Origin of the sequence: Janthinobacterium sp. 64 (assembly GCF_002813325.1) — a bacterium.
In the GTDB taxonomy this organism is placed as follows: Bacteria; Pseudomonadota; Gammaproteobacteria; order Burkholderiales; family Burkholderiaceae_D; genus Janthinobacterium.
Genome location: NZ_PHUG01000001.1, coordinates 35,547 through 51,871, shown reverse-complemented (window position 1 = coordinate 51,871; position 16,325 = coordinate 35,547). Strand labels below are relative to the sequence as shown.

Genomic DNA, 16,325 nt, shown 5'->3' with positions numbered 1-16,325 from the left:
GCCTGAGCCCCAATCCAGCTACTGCGCCGTACTGGTATGCCCGCTGAAATGGCGCGTGTACCAGTCGGTAGCCAGCAGGGCGGCCTGGTGGCGCGTGTCGGGGCCGCCAGGCGCGGCGATCTGTTCCAGTTGTTTGTCGCAGCGCAAGGTGGCAAACGCCATGCGGTTCAGGCCAGCCACGTCGGGGTCGCGCCCGCCCACGATCAGCAACGATGGCACGCGCACGTTTTCCAGCGCCGCCTTGCCGGCCATTTCCACCTGGCCATCGCAGACGGCCAGTGCGGCGATTTCCGCGCTGCGCCAGGCCGCCAGCTGCATCACGACGGCCGCGCTGGTGCCATAGCCGTACAGGCCGCAGGGCAGGCGCCGCGTGGACGGGTCGACCTGCAGCCAGCCCAGGGCTTTTTCCAGCTGGCGCGCCAGCAGCACGATATCGCTGCGCACGAAATACGCATGGCCATTGCTGCCGCCGCCAGGCCCGACACCGGCCTGGTCGAAGCGCAAGGTGGCGATGCCCGCTCGCAAAAAATCCTGGGAAGTGGCGTGGCTGGAGGCGCCCAGATAGTCGCTGTCGGCGCCTGCGCCGTGGGCAAACAGGACGATGCCGACGGGCCGCTCGGGCATGTCGAGCACGCCATCCATTTGAAGTTCATCGGCCGTAATGCTGACAAATTGTTCTTGCATGGTTGCCTCCGCAATCGAGCTGGGATCTTGCCGGGCCGGGCACAGCCTGCATGCCCAGGGTGCTGACCTCAGTGTAGCAGCCTGCGCCCGTTCACGCGCGGCGCACGTCAAATTCGCCGCGCGTCCGCATCAGACGGCGCCGTGCCGGTCCAGCCCCTTCAGCACGGCTTCCGGGCGGATCGGCAAATGCCGCACGCGCGAAGCGACAGCGGCAAAGATGGCGTTGCCTATCGCCGGCGCCACGGCCGTCGTGGGCGGCTCGCCCATGCCCGTCGAAGTTTGCGTACTGGCAACAAATTCGATGTCGAGCTCGGGCACGTCGGCCATGCGCAGCGGTGTGTAGGTATTCAGGTTGGTATCCTTTACTTCGCCGTTGAGGAAAGCCGTGCCTTCATGCAAGGCCATGCTGACGCCCCACAGGGCGCCCCCTTCCGCCTGCGCCAGCGCGCCATCGGGGTCGACGATGCTGCCCGCGTCGATCACCATGAACAGCTTTTCGACTTTCACCATGCAAGTACTGCGATCCACTTTTACCCGCGCAACGCAGGCCGTCCAGGTGGGCATGTCGCGCTCCTGGCCGAACGTGGCGGCAATGCCCAGGCCCGTGTCGGGCGGCATGGCCGTGCCCCAACCTGCTTTTTCCGCCACGCGCTGCAGCACGTGGGCCAGGCGCGCGGCGCCGCCGACGGCGTTCGGCGCGCTGCCCGCATTTCTCCCCGTGGCCTGCAGCAGGGATAAACGGAAGGCCAGCGGATCGACCTTGGCCGCCTGCGCCGCCTCGTCCATGAAACTTTCCACCGCCCAATTCGTCCAGCCCGGACCCACGGAGCGCAGCCAGCCGGGGCGGAAACTGCTGTTGGCCAGGTCGTTCGACACGGCCCGCACGCGCTGCGCGCCCACCGTGTACCAGTGGTCGGCGCCGGCGATGGCAAACGGATCGTACGGATGGCCCTGCTTATCCTTGGCCAGGAAGGCGGGGATCATCACTTGCGTAGGCCAGCCTGCGCTCGCTTCGTGCACCATCGCCGACACCTTGCCAGCGTCGTCGAACGCCATGCGCACATGCTGCACGGAGGGCGAACGGGGCGAATCGAAACGGGCATCGTCGGCCCGCGTGCATATCATCTTGACGGGCCGTCCCACGGCTTGCGCGGCCAGCGCGGCCGGCACGCAATAATCGCCATTCAGACGCCGCCCGAAGCCGCCGCCGAGCAGATAGGTATGCAGCATCACCTTGTTTTCCGGCACGTTCAACGCTTGCGCCAGCACGGGCAGGATCAGCGATTGCCATTGATTGCCCGCATGAATATGCCAGACGCCGTCGATTTCCTGCGCCAAGGCATTGACCGGTTCCAGCTGGAAATGCAGCACGGTGCTGGTCGTGTAGTGGCGTTCCAGTTGCAGGCTGGCATCGTTGAACGCTTGCTCCACGCCATCATCATCGACCACGCGGGCGCCCAGGCTGGCATCGGCCAGTTGCTTGCCAGCATAGTTGAGGATATCCTGTTCCGCCACGTGGGCCGCCGCGCCGGCCCGCCATTTCACTTGCACCAGGTCGGCCGCGCGCATGGCGGCCGCATACGTGTCGGCCACCACCATGACCCAGCCGGGCACCGTGCCGCTGGGGTCTTGCAAGGCGAACGAACGCAGGTAGCCCTGCACCTTTTTCGCCGCCGAGTCGTCGATGGACACCACTTTCGCGCCGTAGCGCGTGGGCGGGATCTTCGGGCGCGCAAACAGCATGCCCTCGACTTCCGCATCGATGCCGTACACGGCCGTGCCATTGATTTTCGCGGGGATGTCGAGCGCCTGCACCTGCTGGCCGATCAGGCTGCGCTGCCGCGGCGTCTTGAGCACGATGGCTTGCAATTGCCCGGGCGTGTACTGGCGCGCCAGCTTGCCACGGCGCACGATGTCGCCATAGCTGATCGAGCGCCCCCGGCCATGCACGACGCCGAGCCTGGCGTGGCAGGCGGACACGGGCAGGCGCAGCAGGCGCGCGCCTTCTTCCACCAGCGCGAGGCGGCCGGCCGCGCCGGCACGGCTGAGCGGGTCGAAATTCTGCCAGACGGACCAGCTGCCGCCCGTCACCATCAGCCCCCATTTCGGGTCCGTGTCCACGTAATGCAGGCGCACCTTGCTCCAGTCCGCTTCCAGCTCCTCGGCCACGATGCGCGCCAGCGCCGTGCCGATATGCTGACCCATTTCCGCCTTGGCGATGTTGACGGTGACGATGCCGTCGCGGCCGATCTGAAACCAGATGCTGGGGTCGAACACGGCTGGTGCGGCAGGCTTGGCAGGCGGTACGGATGCCGCCTTGGCGGCAGCCAATGAGCTGTCGGCGCGCAAGAAAGCCAGCGTAAACCCTGTGCCGGCGGCGGCGATCAGGAAACCGCGCCGGCCCAGCGCGCTGGGACGTGCAACAGAATTTTCTTTTGGCAGCTTAAACACCGGGCGCCTCCTGCATGCCGGCTGCCAGCTTGATGGCCTTGCGGATGCGCACATACGCCATGCAGCGGCACAGGTTGCCGCTCATGACGGCATCGATATTCGCATCCGTCGGCTGCGGATAATCTTTCAACAAAGTGGCCGCCTGCATGATCTGGCCCGACTGGCAATAACCGCACTGGGGCGCTTGCGTGGCCAGCCACGCCCGCTGCAGTGGGTGCGTGCCATCGGGCGAGAGGCCTTCGATGGTGGTGATGGCGCAGCCGGCCACGGCGGCAATCGGCGTGATGCACGCGCGCATGGCGCGGCCATCGACGTGCACGGTGCAGGCGCCGCACATGCCGATGCCGCAGCCAAACTTCGTGCCTTTTAATTGAACTTCGTCGCGCAGCACCCACAGCAGGGGCGTCTCGGCGTCGCTCTCGGTGCCGAAGGGCTGGCCATTGACAATAAGGTTGTACATAAGAAACTTTCAGTAATTACTTGCCGGCACGCGCACGTGCCACGGCCGCGTCCAGATTCGTCCAGGCCGGCTGGTGGCTGCGGCTGCGGCGCAGATAGGCGGCCAGCTGGGCCACGTCGTTGTCCGTCAGCGAGGCGGCAAAGCCGGGCATCAACACGCCGGGCATGGCGTCGTCCTTGCTGATGCCGTGCAATATCACCTGGATCAGGTTGGCGGGATCGGGCGCGCTGACGGCGCTGTTCAGGCTCAGTTCCGGCCGCAGGGCCGCGGGCTTGCCATCGCTGTTTGAATGGCACGATGCGCAGGCGGCCACGTACAGGCTGGCGCCCCGGTCGTTGTCGACCAGGCTGACGCGCTGCGAACGCGCGATGCCCGCTTTCACGACAGTACCGGTATCGACCTGGCGCTGTTCGGCGCAGGCCACGCCCGCGAAATACACGGACAGCGCGCGGATATCGCTGTCGGGCGAAGCGCCCATGCCTTCGTGCACGACGGCCGACATGGGCCCTGCCGCCACGCCGTGCAGGGCCGTCGCGCCCGTGCGCAAAAAGGCGTACAGCTCGTCCTGCGTCCACGGCAAGGGCGCCGTGTTGGCGCTGGTCAAGGCCGGCGCATACCAGTGGTCGATGGCCGCGCCCAGATAGGATGAACCGGCAAGCTCGGCGCCCAGCGCATTGCGCGGCGTGTGGCAGGCGGCGCAATGCGCCAGGCCCTCGGCCAGGTAGCGGCCCCGGTTCCAGTCCAGCCCTTGCGCGGCATCGAGCCGATACGTCGCTGGCTTGAAAAACAGCAGCTTCCAGCCCGCCTGCAAGGGGCGCAGGTTCAGGGGGAACGGCACGCTGTTGGCGGGCGCGACCGCATACACAGGCGGGCGCGTCATGAGATACGCGTACAAGGCCGTCAGGTCGGCGTCCGAGACGAGGTTGAAATGCGTGTACGGAAAGACGGGATACAAATGGGCGCCATCGCGGCCCACGCCTTCGCGCATGGCCCGCTGGAAGGCGGCCAGCGACCAGCGGCCGATGCCCGTTTGCCGGTCCGGCGTGATATTCGTCGCGTAGATCGTGCCGAACGGCGTGGCCAGGCCATGGCCGCCCGCGTAATCGGCGCCGCCCTGGGCCGTATGGCAGGCGGCGCAATTGCCCATGCCGGCCAAAATGCGGCCCTTCTCCACCACTTGCGGGGAAAATGCCGTGGCGGCAGGCGGATCGATGGGCGCCAGCGCGGGGCGCCAGTAATACAAGTAGGCAGCCAGCGCCGCCACGATGAGCAATGCCAGCGACAGCAGCAAGCCGGTGAAGATTTTCTTGAGCAAAACAGGAGTCCGATAGAAGGCTAAGCACGCGCCTGCCGCGCACGGACGGCAGCAGCAGGGTAAATGTTGACAATGATAGGGAGAATCTTACCGCGATTGTGACTTGTTGTATGTACGCAATGACACGCAGGCAACGCCGCAGGCGGGCTGCACCTTATAATCAGCGTTTCAGCACGCCGCCGCTCCTTCATGCATACCGTTACCATCATCCTCATCCTCGTCTTGAGCGTCGTCCTGTGCGGCTTCATCGCCCGTTCGCGCTGGGTCAAGCTGCCGCTGCCCCTGATTCAGATCGCCGGCGGCACGGGATTGGCCCTGTTTGGCGTGCAAGTGCCGCTCGATCCCGATATTTTCTTCCTGCTCTTCATTCCGCCGCTGCTGTTTCTCGATGGCTGGCGCATTCCCAAGGGTGCCTTCTTTTCCGATGCGCGCTCGATCCTGATGCTGGCCATCGGCTTGGTGCTGTTTACCGTGCTGGGCATGGGTTTCTTCATCGACTGGCTGATCCCCAGCGTGCCGCTGGCCGTCGCCTTCGCGCTGGGCGCCATCCTGTCGCCGACGGACCCCGTGGCCGTCTCGGCGATCGCGGCCGGCAACCCGATCCCCCCGCGCCTGATGCATATCCTCGAAGGCGAATCGCTGCTCAACGACGCCTCGGGCCTCGTCTGTTTCACGTTTGCCGTGGGCGCCATGATGACGGGCGGCTTTTCCATCGGCGCCGCCTCGCTCAGTTTCCTGCAGGAAGCGGGCGGCGGCATCGTCATCGGCCTGGCTATTTCCTGGGGCGTGGGCCTGGCGAATAAATGGCTGGTGAGCAAGGTCGGTGAAGAACCTGGCTTGCAAATCCTCATCAGCATCTTGATTCCGTTCGCCGCCTACCTGGGTGCCGAGCAAATTCACGGTTCCGGCATCCTGGCCGCCGCCACGGCCGGCGTGTCCATGCATTACGCCGACCTGATCGGCCGCCCGCTGGCCGCCACGCGCACCCAGCGCAAGGCCGTGTGGGATACCGTGCAACTGGTCTTGAATGGCGTGATCTTCGTCATGCTGGGCGCGCAACTGCCCACCACCGTGGCCGGCTTGCCCGCCGCCTCCATGGAAGTGGGCGCCGGCAGCGCCTGGAAACTGCCGCTGTTCGTCATCGCCATCACGGTGGGGCTGACCTTCATGCGCTTCATCTGGGTCTTCATTTCCATGAAACTGACCCTGTTCAAGCACCACAAGAAAATGGCCGGCGAACCGAAGGACGCGGCGCTGCTGGCCCGCCCCAGCCTGCGCCTGCTGCTGGTGGCCTCGTTTGCGGGGGTGCGCGGTGCGCTGACCCTGGCCGGCATCCTGACCCTGCCGTTGTTTTTGCCTGACGGAAATCGTTTCCCCGCGCGCGACCTCGTCATCTTCCTGGCCATGGGCGTGATCTTGCTGTCGCTGATACTGGCCAGCGTCACCCTGCCCCTGCTGACCAAGGGCCTGGTGTTCGCGCCGCCCGCGCGCCGCTCGACGGAAGAGCGCGATGCCCGCGCCGCTGCCGCCGAAGCGGCCATCGCGCGGCTGGAAAAAGTCTGCGAAGGCATCGACAAGAATGACAAGCAGCAAGTCGTCACCGAGGCGGCCAACCGCCTGATCGAAGCCTACCGGCGCCGCCTCGCGTACGGCGAAAGCAGCAACGACGAGGCGACACGGCTGCAGGAACTGGCCAAGGCCGAACGGGCGCTGCGCCTGGAAGCGCTGAATGCGGAACGCGATGAACTGTACCGCCGCCGCATCTCGGGCGAACTCGACGACACCATCCATTTGCGCCTGCTGCGCGAAATCGACTTGCTGGAAGCGACGCTGGAAGAATAGCAACACTCTGTTGCACGATAATAGTGTCGATCAGTTAATTATCATGGTAAAGAATGCAAGTTTCAGCATTCGTGTTTATAATGCAAGCTTTATGGCGTAGCGCCATCATTTACTTTCAGCATGGACTTCCGTACAGTCTGTGTTGTTGAGTAAGGATGTGAATCGCCGCCCGACCTGCATAAAGATACCCGACGCCGTGCCCTCCTCCCACCGCCACCGGCAGCGCCCCGCGCCGCCCGCCCTGCTCGCAGTGCTGCTGACCTCGCTGCTGGCCTCGCTGTTCGCCTACGGCGCGCTGACGCCGTGCGCGGCGTGGGCGCAGACGGGCGCGGCGGCCGACGCCAGGCGACCGGCCGAGGTGGCCCAGGTCCTGTTTGGCATCATCAGTTATGTGCGCTGGCCCGTGGCGCGCCCGGAAGTGCGCGTCTGCATGCTTGGCGTGCCCCGCTACGGGGCGGCCATCGTCGACAAGCCCGCCTCCAGCCTGGGCCAGCGCATCCGCGTGAAAGTCCCGGCGGCGGCCACCGCTGCCAGTGAATGCGACGTCATCTACCTGGGCAGCCTGCCCGAGGGCGAACGCGACCAACTGCTGGCGCAGATCATCGGCAAGCCTATTTTATCGGTCGCCGAACCCGGCACGGCCTGCAGCGTGGGCACCATGTTCTGCCTGCGCCTGAACGACGCGCAGATCGGTTTTGACGTCAACCTCGACGCCATCGCCCGCAGCGGCCTGCGCGTGCATCCGAACGCCTTGCAAATTGCGCGTCGCAAGGCACCGCAGCCATGAGCGCCAGCATGCCTCCCCAGTCGGCGCGCAAGCCCCGCCGCACGCTCGACAGCGTGCTGCGGCGCGCCCACCTGAGCGTGTCGCTGATTGCCGTGCTGGCGGCCGGCCTGACCCTGACGGCCGTGGCGCTGCTGGCCCTGCGCGTCTATTCGGACCGCAACCTGCGCCTGGTGGCCCGCTCGATGAGCTACACGGTGGAAGGGGCCGTCGTCTTTGGCGACGCCTTGGTCGCCAAAGAAGCGCTGGCCTTGATCGGCGTGAATGAAGATATCGACCAGGCACAGGTGAGCGACAAGGCCGGCAAGGTGCTGGCCCGCTGGGAACGGGGCGAACACGGCACACGCTACTACATCGAACGCGCGCTGACGGGCTGGATGCTGCCCGATTCGCTGACCTTCCCCGTCATGCGCAATGACCAGGCCATCGGCAGCATCACCCTGGTGCCGCACAGCCGCAGCCTGCTGCCCTTCCTGCTGAGCGGCCTCTCCTGCCTGCTCGCTTGCCTCGTACTGAGCCTGGTCGTCGCCGTGCGCCTGTCGCGCCGCATGGAAACGGAAATCACCTCGCCCCTGCGCCACCTGGCGGAAACGGCCCACCGCGTGCGGCGCGACCGCTCGTTCGAATTGCGCGTGCCGCCCGCCAACATCGCCGAACTGAACCAGCTCAATGACGACTTCAACGCCCTGCTCGACGAACTGGAGGCGTGGCAAAGCCATCTGCAAAAGGAACACGCCTCGCTGTCGCACCGCGCCAACCACGACAGCCTGACGGGCCTGTCGAACCGCGCCTTCATGGAAGCGGAGCTGGAACGCGCCATCCTCGAAGCGCGCATCGGCAATGGCAAGGTGGCCGTGTTGTTCCTCGACAGCGACCGTTTCAAATACATCAACGACACGTTTGGCCATGCCTCGGGCGACCGCGTGCTGGTAACGATCGCCGCGCGCATCAAGCAGCAATTGCGCGAGGGCGACCTGGTGGCGCGCCTGGGCGGCGACGAATTCGCCATCCTGCTCAAGCCGCTGCGCAACAGCAGCGACGCCATGCACATCGCCGACAACATCATCACCGCCATGGCGCAAGCCATTGAACTGCCTACCGGCAACAGCATCGTCAGCTCGCTGACCATCGGCGTGGCCGTCTTCCCCGATCACGCCATCGACGCCGTCTCGCTGGTCGGTGCGGCGGACGAAGCCATGTACCGCGCCAAGCAGGCGCAGCGCGGCACGCGCCAGGTGGCGCGCCTGCCGCAACCCCACACTCACCCCTGACCCCAAGGAGCAACACCATGCAATTCATCTACACACAATTACGCCGCGGCTTGCTCGGTCTGTTCATGCTGGGCCTGCTGGCCGCCTGCCAGAGCACGCCAGAGACCAAACCGCTGTTCAACGCCGAGCAAGTCGCCACCTTGACGGAACAGGGCTTCAAGCAGACGGACGAAGGCTGGGAGCTGAGCTTTACCGACAAGCTGCTGTTCGATTTCGGCGCTTCCAGCCTGACGGCGCCGAGCCGGGCCGCCATCCAGAAAATCAGCGCCGCCCTGCTGAAAGTGGGCATTACCCACATGCGCGTGGAAGGCCATACGGACAACGAAGGTGCCGAAGTACTCAACAACAAGCTGTCGCTGGCGCGCGCCAACGTGGTGGCCGATGCGATGGGCGTGGTCGGCATTCCACGCGGCAATATCGTCGTCAAGGGTCTGGGCATGAGCAAGCCCGTGGCCTCGAACGCCACCAAGGCTGGCCAGGCGGAAAACCGCCGCGTCACCGTCATCGTTTCGGCGCCTTGAGCTTGGGCGTGCCCGCCGTGCGCTGGGTCGTGATGGGCGTGTCCGGCTGCGGCAAGAGCGCCGTCGGCAGCCTGCTGGCCGACGCCTTGAGCGTGCCCTACGTGGAGGGCGACGACGTGCATGCCCCGGAAAACGTGGCCAAGATGGCCGCCGGCATTGCGCTCGACGATGCCGACCGGGCCGGCTGGCTGGCCACCCTGCGCGAGCGCATCGCCACGGCCCGTGCGCAAGGCAGCGGCCTCGTCGTGTCCTGCTCGGCCCTGAAGCGCGCCTACCGCGACGTACTGCGCGAGGGCGACCCGGCCCTGCGCTTTGTCCACCTGGACGGTCCGCGCGACGTGCTGGAGCGCCGCCTGCAGCGCCCCGGCCATTTCATGCCGCCCAGCCTGCTCGACAGCCAGCTGGCCACCCTGCAGCCCTTGCAGCCGGACGAAGACGGCATCGTGCTCGACATCCGCCAGCCGCTGCCCGTTTTGCTGGAACAGATCCTGCAGGCGTCCTGACCGGCAGCCGCGCGGCTGGACAGCCCGCGGCCCCCTGTGTAGACTGGCGCGCACTTTCATAGGGATTTTCATGAACACACCAACGACAAAACCAGCACCGGGCCCGGAATTCTGGGAACGCGCCGACCAGGTCATCGCCCTGGCCAATGAGCAATGCATGCACAGCGGCGGCAATGAAGTGGCCACCTCGCTGCTGTACGCAGCCGCCCGCTTCAACGCCTTCCTCGTCGCTAGCAAGAGCAACGACGTGGCCAAGATGCAGGAAGAAAAGGAAGGCGCCGTGGCCTTCTTCACGGAACAGTACAAGCGCATGCTGACTGACAACTTCAACGATTACATCACCAACTTCGACAAGTACACGCAACCGTCGTCGGCCCCCAAGGGTTGATGACGGCAGCCAGCCTGGAAAGCCACCGCGCCCGCGCCAGCCACGCCAACAGCGTGCTGGACGGTACGGTGCGCTTTGCGCCGTTGCCATCGCTATGGCTGGCGGCCATGCTGGCCGGCGCCGTGTCTGGCGCCCTGTGCTTCTTCAGCTGGACCGGCCTGCTGCTGTTTGCGGCCGGCACGGCCATCGTCCTGCTGTTCGGCCACTCGCTGGGCAGCCACCGCAAACTGATCCACGACAGCTTTGCCTGCCCGCAATGGCTGGAGTATGTACTCGTCTACCTGGGCGTGCTGGTGGGCCTGAGCGGCCCGCTGGCCTTGCTGCGCCAGCACGAACTGCGCGACTATGCCCAGCGCCTGCCCGACTGCCACCCCTATCTGCGCCACGGCGCCGGTTTCTGGCGCGATGCCTGCTGGCAATTGTTCTGCCGCCTGGAACTCGACCATCCGCCGCACATCGCCATCGAGCCGCGCATCGCGCACGACCGTTTCTATCGTTTTCTGGAAGCTACCTGGATGCTGCAGCAACTGCCGTGGGCCGTCGCGCTATTTGTCTGGGGCGGCTGGGGCCTGGTCTGCTGGGGCGTCTGCGCGCGGATCAGCGCCGGCGTGCTCGGCCACTGGCTGATCGGCTACTTTGCCCACAACCATGGCCAGATGCATTTTTACGTCGATGGCGCCGCCGTGCAAGGCAAAAATATCCGCCTGACATCGCTGCTGACCATGGGCGAATGCTGGCACAACAACCACCACGCGTATCCGGGTTCAGCCAGGCTGGGCCTTCAGCCGGGCGAATGGGACCCGGGCTGGTGGGTGCTGCTGCTGTTGCGGCGTCTGGGCCTGGTGTCCGGCCTGCGCCTGCCGGACGACCTGGCGCCGCGGCCGGAACTGCGCCGCCTTGACGACGCTGGCGCTCAGGCGCCGTCGCCGCCTGCCAGGTAATTGTTCTTCACGCGCACGTAGTGCTCGGCCGAATAGCGCAGGTAGGCGATCTCCGCTTCCGTCAGTGCGCGCACCTTGGCGGCCGGGCGGCCCACGTACAGATGGCCGCTTTCCAGCACCTTGCCCGGCGACACGAGGCTGCCCGCGCCCAGCATCACGTGCTTTTCCACCACCACGTCATCCATGACGATGCTGCCCATGCCGATCAGGCATTCGTCGCCTATCGTGCAGCCGTGCAAGATCACGGAGTGGCCGATGGTCACGTACTTGCCGATGGTCAAGGGAGAACCATCGGGCTTGGCCGCATTCTTGTGCGACACATGGCCCATGGAAAAATCCTGGATATTGCTGCCTTCGCCGATGACGATGCGGTTGACGTCGCCGCGCAGCACGCTGTTGCACCAGATGGAGCAGTCGTCGCCGATCTGCACATCGCCAATCACTTGCGCCGTGTCATGCAGGTACACGCGCTCGCCCAGGACGGGACGGGTATTCAGGTAGGAACTGACAGGCATCGCTTTCTCGCTTTTCATTAATTAGTAAATATTCACACCCAGCCGGCGGCCAGCGCAAAAATCGCCAGGCCATGGGCCAGGGACGCGCCCAGCAAGCCGGCACGGCAATATACCAGTCCCGCCACCACGCCTTCGATCACGGTGAAGACGAGGATGGGCGCGCCCACCTGCGTGACGGTGGTGGCAAGAAAAGCGTGGCACAGGCCAAACAGCAGGCCCGACACGAGCGCCGCGCGCCAGGCCGGCAGCGACGCGCGCAATTGCTGCTGCAGCAAGCCGCGAAACAGCAATTCCTCATAACAATTGGCCGCCAGCGCAAAACCGAGCAGCAAGGGCAGCGCGGATGGCGCGACGGGCGGCAGGGACGGCAAGCCAAACAGGGCTTTCAAGCCCGTCGCCAGCGCGACGATCAGGCAAGCGCCCGCCACGCCCAGCAGCACGGACAGGGCCGGGCGCATGCCCATCCAATGGATCTGGCGGCGCGCCTCGCTTTCCAGCCAGCACGTGCTGGCCACCAGCCCCAGCGACATGGCGCCCAGCGCCAGCAAGACCAGCGGCGGCGCCGTGAAGCGCAAGCCGCCCGCCGCCACTTGCCAGTAGCCGTGCGCCGTCATCGCATCGCGCGCCAGCACGAAAAACACGATGTGCACGAGCACGCGCAGCAGCGGCACCGAGCGCGGCACCGCCAGCAGCAAGGCGGCGCAGACGAGGAAGGCGGGCGTGATCGCCAGCAGATACTGCGCCAGGGAAGTCAGGTCGGCCATCGCTCACATCGGGAAAAGGACGGTGCCAACGGGCACGGGCGCAGCAATTGTATGCGGCGGCGGGCAACATGGGCAACCTGTCTTGCTATGCCGCCTTGCGCCAGCCATGCATCAGCACGTGCGCCGCCAGCCCCGCCGCCAGCCCCCACAGGGCGCCGCCCACGCCCAGCAGGGTCACGTTCGCCGCCGTCGCCAGGAAAGTAATCAAGGCCGTTTCGCGCATGCGCACGTCCGCCATCGCCTGCGCCAGGCTGTTGCCGATGGCGCCCAGCAAGGCCAGGCCCGCCAGCGCCGTAATAAAACTGCGCGGCAAGACCATGAACAGGCTGGCCAGGGTGACGCCGAAGATACCCACCAGAATGTACAGCACGCCGCACGCCAGGCCCGCGACGTAGCGCTTCGACGGGTCCGCATGTGCATCCTTGCCCGTGCAGATGGCGGCCGTGATGGCGGCCACGTTGAAGGCGTGCGCGCCGAACGGCGCCATGAGCAGCGAGCCGAGCCCTGTCACCGTCAAGATGGGGTTGGCGCTGACGGGGTAGCCGTCATTGCGCAGCACCAGCATGCCGGGCATGTATTGCCCCGTCAGGGTGATCAGGAACAGGGGCAGCGCCACGCCCAGCAGGGACGCCACGGAAAAGCGCGGCATCTCGAACACGGGCGCGGCAAAGGCCAGTGCTATGCCTTGCGCATCGATGCGCCCCTGCGCCAGCAGCAGGGCCAGGCCGGTCAGCATGATGCCGACCACGGCAAAGCGTGCCGTGAAACGGCGCAGCACCGCGTACGACAGCAGCAATACTACGACCAGCACGGGATCGGCGCTGGCGCCGCCAAACGCATTCACGCCAAACTGCAGCAAGATACCGGCCAGCAAGCCGGCGGCGATACCGCCGGGGATCAGCCGCACCAGGCGTTCGAAGGCGCCGGACATGCCCAGCAAAATGAAGGCGATGGCGGAAATCATATAGGCGCCGATCACCTCGGCATACGGCGTGTGCGGCATCACGGTGGCAAGAAAAGCCACGCCGGGCGTCGACCAGGCCGTGATGATGGGCGCGCGGTAGCGGTAGCTGAGCCAGATGCCCGTCACGCCCACGCCGATGCTCAGCGACCAGACCCAGGACGCCGTCTGCGCGGCGCTCAGCTGGGCCAGCTGGGCCGCCTGGAATACCAGCACGAAGGTGCCGCCATAGTTGACGAGGACGGAAATACAGGCCGCCATGGTGGGGGCAGCGATATCGCGCCAGTGCAGCCGGTCGGCCATGGCGGCGGTGGTGGTGGTGGTTGTCATGTGTGTGCCCCTGCAATTAAAAGGGAGCATCTTAATGGCCATATGGACTGCCAAAGCAGGCCAATTCAAGCGCATATAGCAGACCACTTTGACAGCATCAGCCTAGCGCGCGGGCCAGGCGGACGATGCCGCTGTCGATCTCGTGCGGCGTGAGCGCCGCAAAGCCCAGCAGCCAGCCGCCACGCTTTGGTGGCGTTGGCGTCGCGTACAGCCGGCTCAGGCCCGGCAGCACGATGCCCGCCTGCGCCGCCAGCCGTATCGTTTCCAGCTCGTCCCTGCCCTCGTGCAGCAGACAGGGCATCTGCAAGCCGCCGGGCGGCAGCTGCGCCGTGACCACGTGCGGCAGGTGCCGCTGCACGGCCTGCGCCATCGCATCGCGGCGCACGGCGTAGACCTTGCGCATGGCGCGCACGTGGGCCGCGAAATGGCCGTCGGCGATGAAACGGGCCAGTGTCAACTGGTCCAGTTGCGGCGTGTGGCCATCGAGGATGCTGCGCGCATGCGTCATCGGTTTCACCAGCGCGGGCGGCAGCACCATGTAGCCGATGCGCAGCCCCGGATACAGCGACTTGGCGAAGGTGCCCAGGTAAATCGTGCGCTGCTGCGTGTCCAGCCCCTGCACGCACGCCGTCGGCAAGCCCGCATAGTGAAACTGGCTGTCGTAATCATCCTCGATGATCCAGCCCTGGCGCTCGGCCGCCCAGGCGGTCAGGGCCAGGCGGCGATCGAGCGCCAGCGTGGCGCCCGTCGGGTACTGATGCGACGGCGTGACGTACACCGTGTTGGCGCCACTGCGGTCCGCCCGCAGGTGCTCGATGGACAAGCCATCTGCATCGACGGGCACGGGCACGACGCGCAGCTGCGCCATCTCGAACGCCTTGCGCGCGCCGAAATAGCCGGGGTCTTCCATCAATATCGGGCCATGCGCATCGGCCAGCACCTGCGCGCACAGGTACAGCGCCTGGCGCGTGCTGCTCAAGACCAGCACCTGATCCGCCGTGGCCCGTGCGCCCCGCTCCAGGTTCACATAATCGGCGATGGCCTGGCGCAAAGGCTCGGCCCCTTGCGGGTCGCCGTGCAGCAGTATGCCGGCACGGTGTTCGCCGGCCGCCTGGCGCCGCAAGCGCTCCCACACGTCGAGCGGAAAGGCGCGCGTTTCCGGCAAGCCCGTGGCGAAAGCTTTGACGCTTTGCTGATCAAGCACGCCGCCACTGGCGAGTATCTGCGCGCCGCGCGCGCTCAGGGCCACCGGCTGCGCCGGCATGGACAATGGCGCTACCGCCGGCTTGCCCAGCAAGCTAGCCCCTATCGTCGGCGAGACAAAACTGCCCGATCCCGATTGCCGCCGCAGATAGCCATCGAGGCGCAGCTGCGCATACGCCATTTCCACCGTGTCGCGCGACACGCCCAGCGACTGCGCCAGCGCGCGCGTGGCAGGCAGGCGCAGGCCCGGCGCCAGCACGCCGTCGAGTATCAGCTGGCGCAGCGCGCGCTGCACCCGCACGCGCAAGTCGAGCGCCGCCAGTTCGGGCGCCGCGAGGCGCATTTTCAGGGTGTCGAGTTCGAACTGCGGCGTCATGGGGCCTTGGCGCGGGCAGCATCCACGGCCGCCATGCTGCAGGCCAGCGAAAAACCGTGCTGCTGCAGCACCGCCACCAGCTGTTCGCCGGCGCAGCCCAAACGCAGGTTTTCCGCCACCCAGTCCTGCCACTCGCGGCTGATGTCCGGCATGGCTTCCTCTTCCAGCGCAAGACCCAGTATGCACTTGGCCAGTAGACCATTGATGCGCTTCGTGTCGATCAGGTGCTGCACCACGGCGTGGCCCGACTGGGGAAACGGATGCAAGGTAGAGCGGCCGAAGGCCGCCAGGCGCTGCGCGTGCATGGCGTCGAGGTTGACCGATTCGCTGGCGCTGGCCCCCCCGTTGGCCATATCCGGCCGCGTGCCGAACACCAGGTGCAGTTGCGTGGCGTCCGTCGCCCTGGCGCGGCACAGGGCCGCCAGGTCGTAGTAGCCCGACGCCGGCGGGTCTTGCGCCAGCGACTCCATCACGGGCAACCAGCGCAGCTCATGGTACAAACGTGCCTGCCGCACGTCGAGGAAGGACAGCGGCCCGAAGGCGACGATCTGCTGCGCGTCGAGCAGCAAGCCATACATGACGGCCGCGTACGCGCCCATGGACTGGCCGACGGTGGTGACGGTACTTGGTGCGATGCGGCGCACGAGCTCGCGCAAGGCTTGCGCCGTTTCGTCGACGTGGCTGCCCAGGCCCGCGATGCGGCGGTGGTACCAGGCATTGCCCGAATCGCGCACGAGGATTTTGTTCAGATGCTGGCCGCTGGCCTGTTCCAGTTTTCTCAGGCGCCCGTAAAAATCGAAGGCGGGACGCGTGGTCCACGAGACGAAACCGAAGGCGATCACCAGCGGCGCGCCGGGCACGATGCGGTCGACCAGCACGTCGTCGGCAGTGGTGGCCACGAGTCGATTATCCAGCGATTGCGCTTGCAGCATCGGCCCGGCTCCCCGATCAACATTAAAACAATAGAAAGCATGAGTTTAATGCCAGGACTGGCAAAATGGAAACAATCACCGCTG

Annotated in this window: 16 protein-coding genes; 7 read left to right on the top strand and 9 right to left on the bottom strand. The window is 66.1% G+C overall.

Features of this window, described 5'->3' with window-relative positions; translation table 11 throughout:
* Nucleotides 1-18: 18 nt before the first annotated feature.
* From CLU91_RS00280 to CLU91_RS00265, 4 genes are all read right to left on the bottom strand, one after another.
* Nucleotides 19-684, bottom strand: coding sequence for a dienelactone hydrolase family protein (locus CLU91_RS00280; RefSeq protein ID WP_100872482.1), 666 nt, complete (start codon nt 682-684; stop codon nt 19-21).
* Nucleotides 685-813: 129 nt separating this feature from the next.
* Complete coding sequence (locus tag CLU91_RS00275; RefSeq protein ID WP_100872481.1) at nt 814-3,135, bottom strand: xanthine dehydrogenase family protein molybdopterin-binding subunit; 2,322 nt, start codon at nt 3,133-3,135, stop codon at nt 814-816.
* Entirely contained in the window at nt 3,128-3,595 is a 468-nt protein-coding gene (locus tag CLU91_RS00270; RefSeq protein ID WP_100872480.1) for a (2Fe-2S)-binding protein, read from the bottom strand. Before CLU91_RS00270 ends, CLU91_RS00275 begins: the two co-directional genes overlap by 8 nt.
* 16 nt (nt 3,596-3,611) lie before the next feature.
* Nucleotides 3,612-4,910, bottom strand: a complete 1,299-nt coding sequence (locus tag CLU91_RS00265; RefSeq protein WP_100872479.1) for a cytochrome c — start codon at nt 4,908-4,910, stop codon at nt 3,612-3,614.
* A 189-nt stretch (nt 4,911-5,099) separates the two neighbouring features.
* Here CLU91_RS00265 and CLU91_RS00260 point away from each other — a divergent pair, with 189 nt between their 5' ends.
* The 7 genes from CLU91_RS00260 to CLU91_RS00230 all read left to right on the top strand — a co-directional run bounded on the left by CLU91_RS00260 (nt 5,100) and on the right by CLU91_RS00230 (nt 11,160).
* Nucleotides 5,100-6,752, top strand: a complete 1,653-nt coding sequence (locus CLU91_RS00260; RefSeq protein WP_096238416.1) for a Na+/H+ antiporter — start codon at nt 5,100-5,102, stop codon at nt 6,750-6,752.
* Between the two features lie 196 nt (nt 6,753-6,948).
* Nucleotides 6,949-7,539 (top strand): YfiR family protein, encoded by a 591-nt coding sequence (locus tag CLU91_RS00255; protein WP_232730566.1) that lies wholly within the window; start codon nt 6,949-6,951, stop codon nt 7,537-7,539.
* Entirely contained in the window at nt 7,536-8,807 is a 1,272-nt protein-coding gene (locus CLU91_RS00250; protein ID WP_100872478.1) for a diguanylate cyclase domain-containing protein, read from the top strand. The genes CLU91_RS00255 and CLU91_RS00250 overlap by 4 nt, the downstream gene beginning before the upstream one ends.
* A 17-nt stretch (nt 8,808-8,824) precedes the next feature.
* Entirely contained in the window at nt 8,825-9,328 is a 504-nt protein-coding gene (locus tag CLU91_RS00245) for an OmpA family protein (protein WP_100872477.1), read from the top strand.
* Nucleotides 9,329-9,336: 8 nt separating this feature from the next.
* Nucleotides 9,337-9,831 carry a gluconokinase gene (locus CLU91_RS00240; RefSeq protein ID WP_442906590.1) on the top strand — a complete coding sequence of 165 codons (495 nt, stop codon included), beginning with the start codon at nt 9,337-9,339 and terminating at the stop codon, nt 9,829-9,831.
* Between the two features lie 70 nt (nt 9,832-9,901).
* A complete protein-coding gene (locus tag CLU91_RS00235) occupies nt 9,902-10,219 on the top strand; it encodes a DUF3144 domain-containing protein (RefSeq protein WP_100872476.1) in 318 nt (105 codons plus the stop codon).
* On the top strand, nt 10,219-11,160 hold the full coding sequence (locus CLU91_RS00230) for an acyl-CoA desaturase (RefSeq protein WP_100872475.1): 942 nt from the start codon (nt 10,219-10,221) through the stop codon (nt 11,158-11,160). The genes CLU91_RS00235 and CLU91_RS00230 overlap by 1 nt, the downstream gene beginning before the upstream one ends.
* On the opposite strand, the gene CLU91_RS00225 is transcribed toward CLU91_RS00230, so the two are convergent.
* From CLU91_RS00225 to CLU91_RS00205, 5 genes are all read right to left on the bottom strand, one after another.
* On the bottom strand, nt 11,133-11,675 hold the full coding sequence (locus CLU91_RS00225; protein WP_100872474.1) for a gamma carbonic anhydrase family protein: 543 nt from the start codon (nt 11,673-11,675) through the stop codon (nt 11,133-11,135). The genes CLU91_RS00230 and CLU91_RS00225 overlap by 28 nt on opposite strands.
* Before the next feature lie 32 nt (nt 11,676-11,707).
* Nucleotides 11,708-12,439, bottom strand: coding sequence for a CPBP family intramembrane glutamic endopeptidase (locus CLU91_RS00220; protein ID WP_100872473.1), 732 nt, complete (start codon nt 12,437-12,439; stop codon nt 11,708-11,710).
* Nucleotides 12,440-12,524: 85 nt separating this feature from the next.
* Complete coding sequence (locus CLU91_RS00215) at nt 12,525-13,703, bottom strand: benzoate/H(+) symporter BenE family transporter (protein WP_100876503.1); 1,179 nt, start codon at nt 13,701-13,703, stop codon at nt 12,525-12,527.
* A 124-nt stretch (nt 13,704-13,827) separates the two neighbouring features.
* Nucleotides 13,828-15,309: a MocR-like pyridoxine biosynthesis transcription factor PdxR gene (gene pdxR / locus CLU91_RS00210; protein WP_100872472.1), complete on the bottom strand. Its 1,482-nt coding sequence runs from the start codon at nt 15,307-15,309 to the stop codon at nt 13,828-13,830.
* Nucleotides 15,306-16,208 carry a hypothetical protein gene (locus tag CLU91_RS00205; protein WP_232730565.1) on the bottom strand — a complete coding sequence of 301 codons (903 nt, stop codon included), beginning with the start codon at nt 16,206-16,208 and terminating at the stop codon, nt 15,306-15,308. The genes pdxR and CLU91_RS00205 overlap by 4 nt, the downstream gene beginning before the upstream one ends.
* Between the last annotated feature and the right edge of the window lie 117 nt (nt 16,209-16,325).

Bases quoted from the DNA above. Each gene is read 5' to 3' on its own strand.
- CLU91_RS00215 (WP_100876503.1), bottom strand. From the start codon at position 13,703: ATGGCCGACCGGCTGCACTGGCGCGATATCGCTGCCCCCACCATGGCG.
- CLU91_RS00250 (WP_100872478.1), top strand. From the start codon at position 7,536: ATGAGCGCCAGCATGCCTCCCCAGTCGGCGCGCAAGCCCCGCCGCACG.
- pdxR (WP_100872472.1), bottom strand. From the start codon at position 15,309: ATGACGCCGCAGTTCGAACTCGACACCCTGAAAATGCGCCTCGCGGCG.
- CLU91_RS00270 (WP_100872480.1), bottom strand. From the start codon at position 3,595: ATGTACAACCTTATTGTCAATGGCCAGCCCTTCGGCACCGAGAGCGAC.
- CLU91_RS00235 (WP_100872476.1), top strand. From the start codon at position 9,902: ATGAACACACCAACGACAAAACCAGCACCGGGCCCGGAATTCTGGGAA.
- CLU91_RS00230 (WP_100872475.1), top strand. From the start codon at position 10,219: ATGACGGCAGCCAGCCTGGAAAGCCACCGCGCCCGCGCCAGCCACGCC.
- CLU91_RS00260 (WP_096238416.1), top strand. From the start codon at position 5,100: ATGCATACCGTTACCATCATCCTCATCCTCGTCTTGAGCGTCGTCCTG.
- CLU91_RS00220 (WP_100872473.1), bottom strand. From the start codon at position 12,439: ATGGCCGACCTGACTTCCCTGGCGCAGTATCTGCTGGCGATCACGCCC.
- CLU91_RS00225 (WP_100872474.1), bottom strand. From the start codon at position 11,675: ATGCCTGTCAGTTCCTACCTGAATACCCGTCCCGTCCTGGGCGAGCGC.
- CLU91_RS00280 (WP_100872482.1), bottom strand. From the start codon at position 684: ATGCAAGAACAATTTGTCAGCATTACGGCCGATGAACTTCAAATGGAT.
- CLU91_RS00245 (WP_100872477.1), top strand. From the start codon at position 8,825: ATGCAATTCATCTACACACAATTACGCCGCGGCTTGCTCGGTCTGTTC.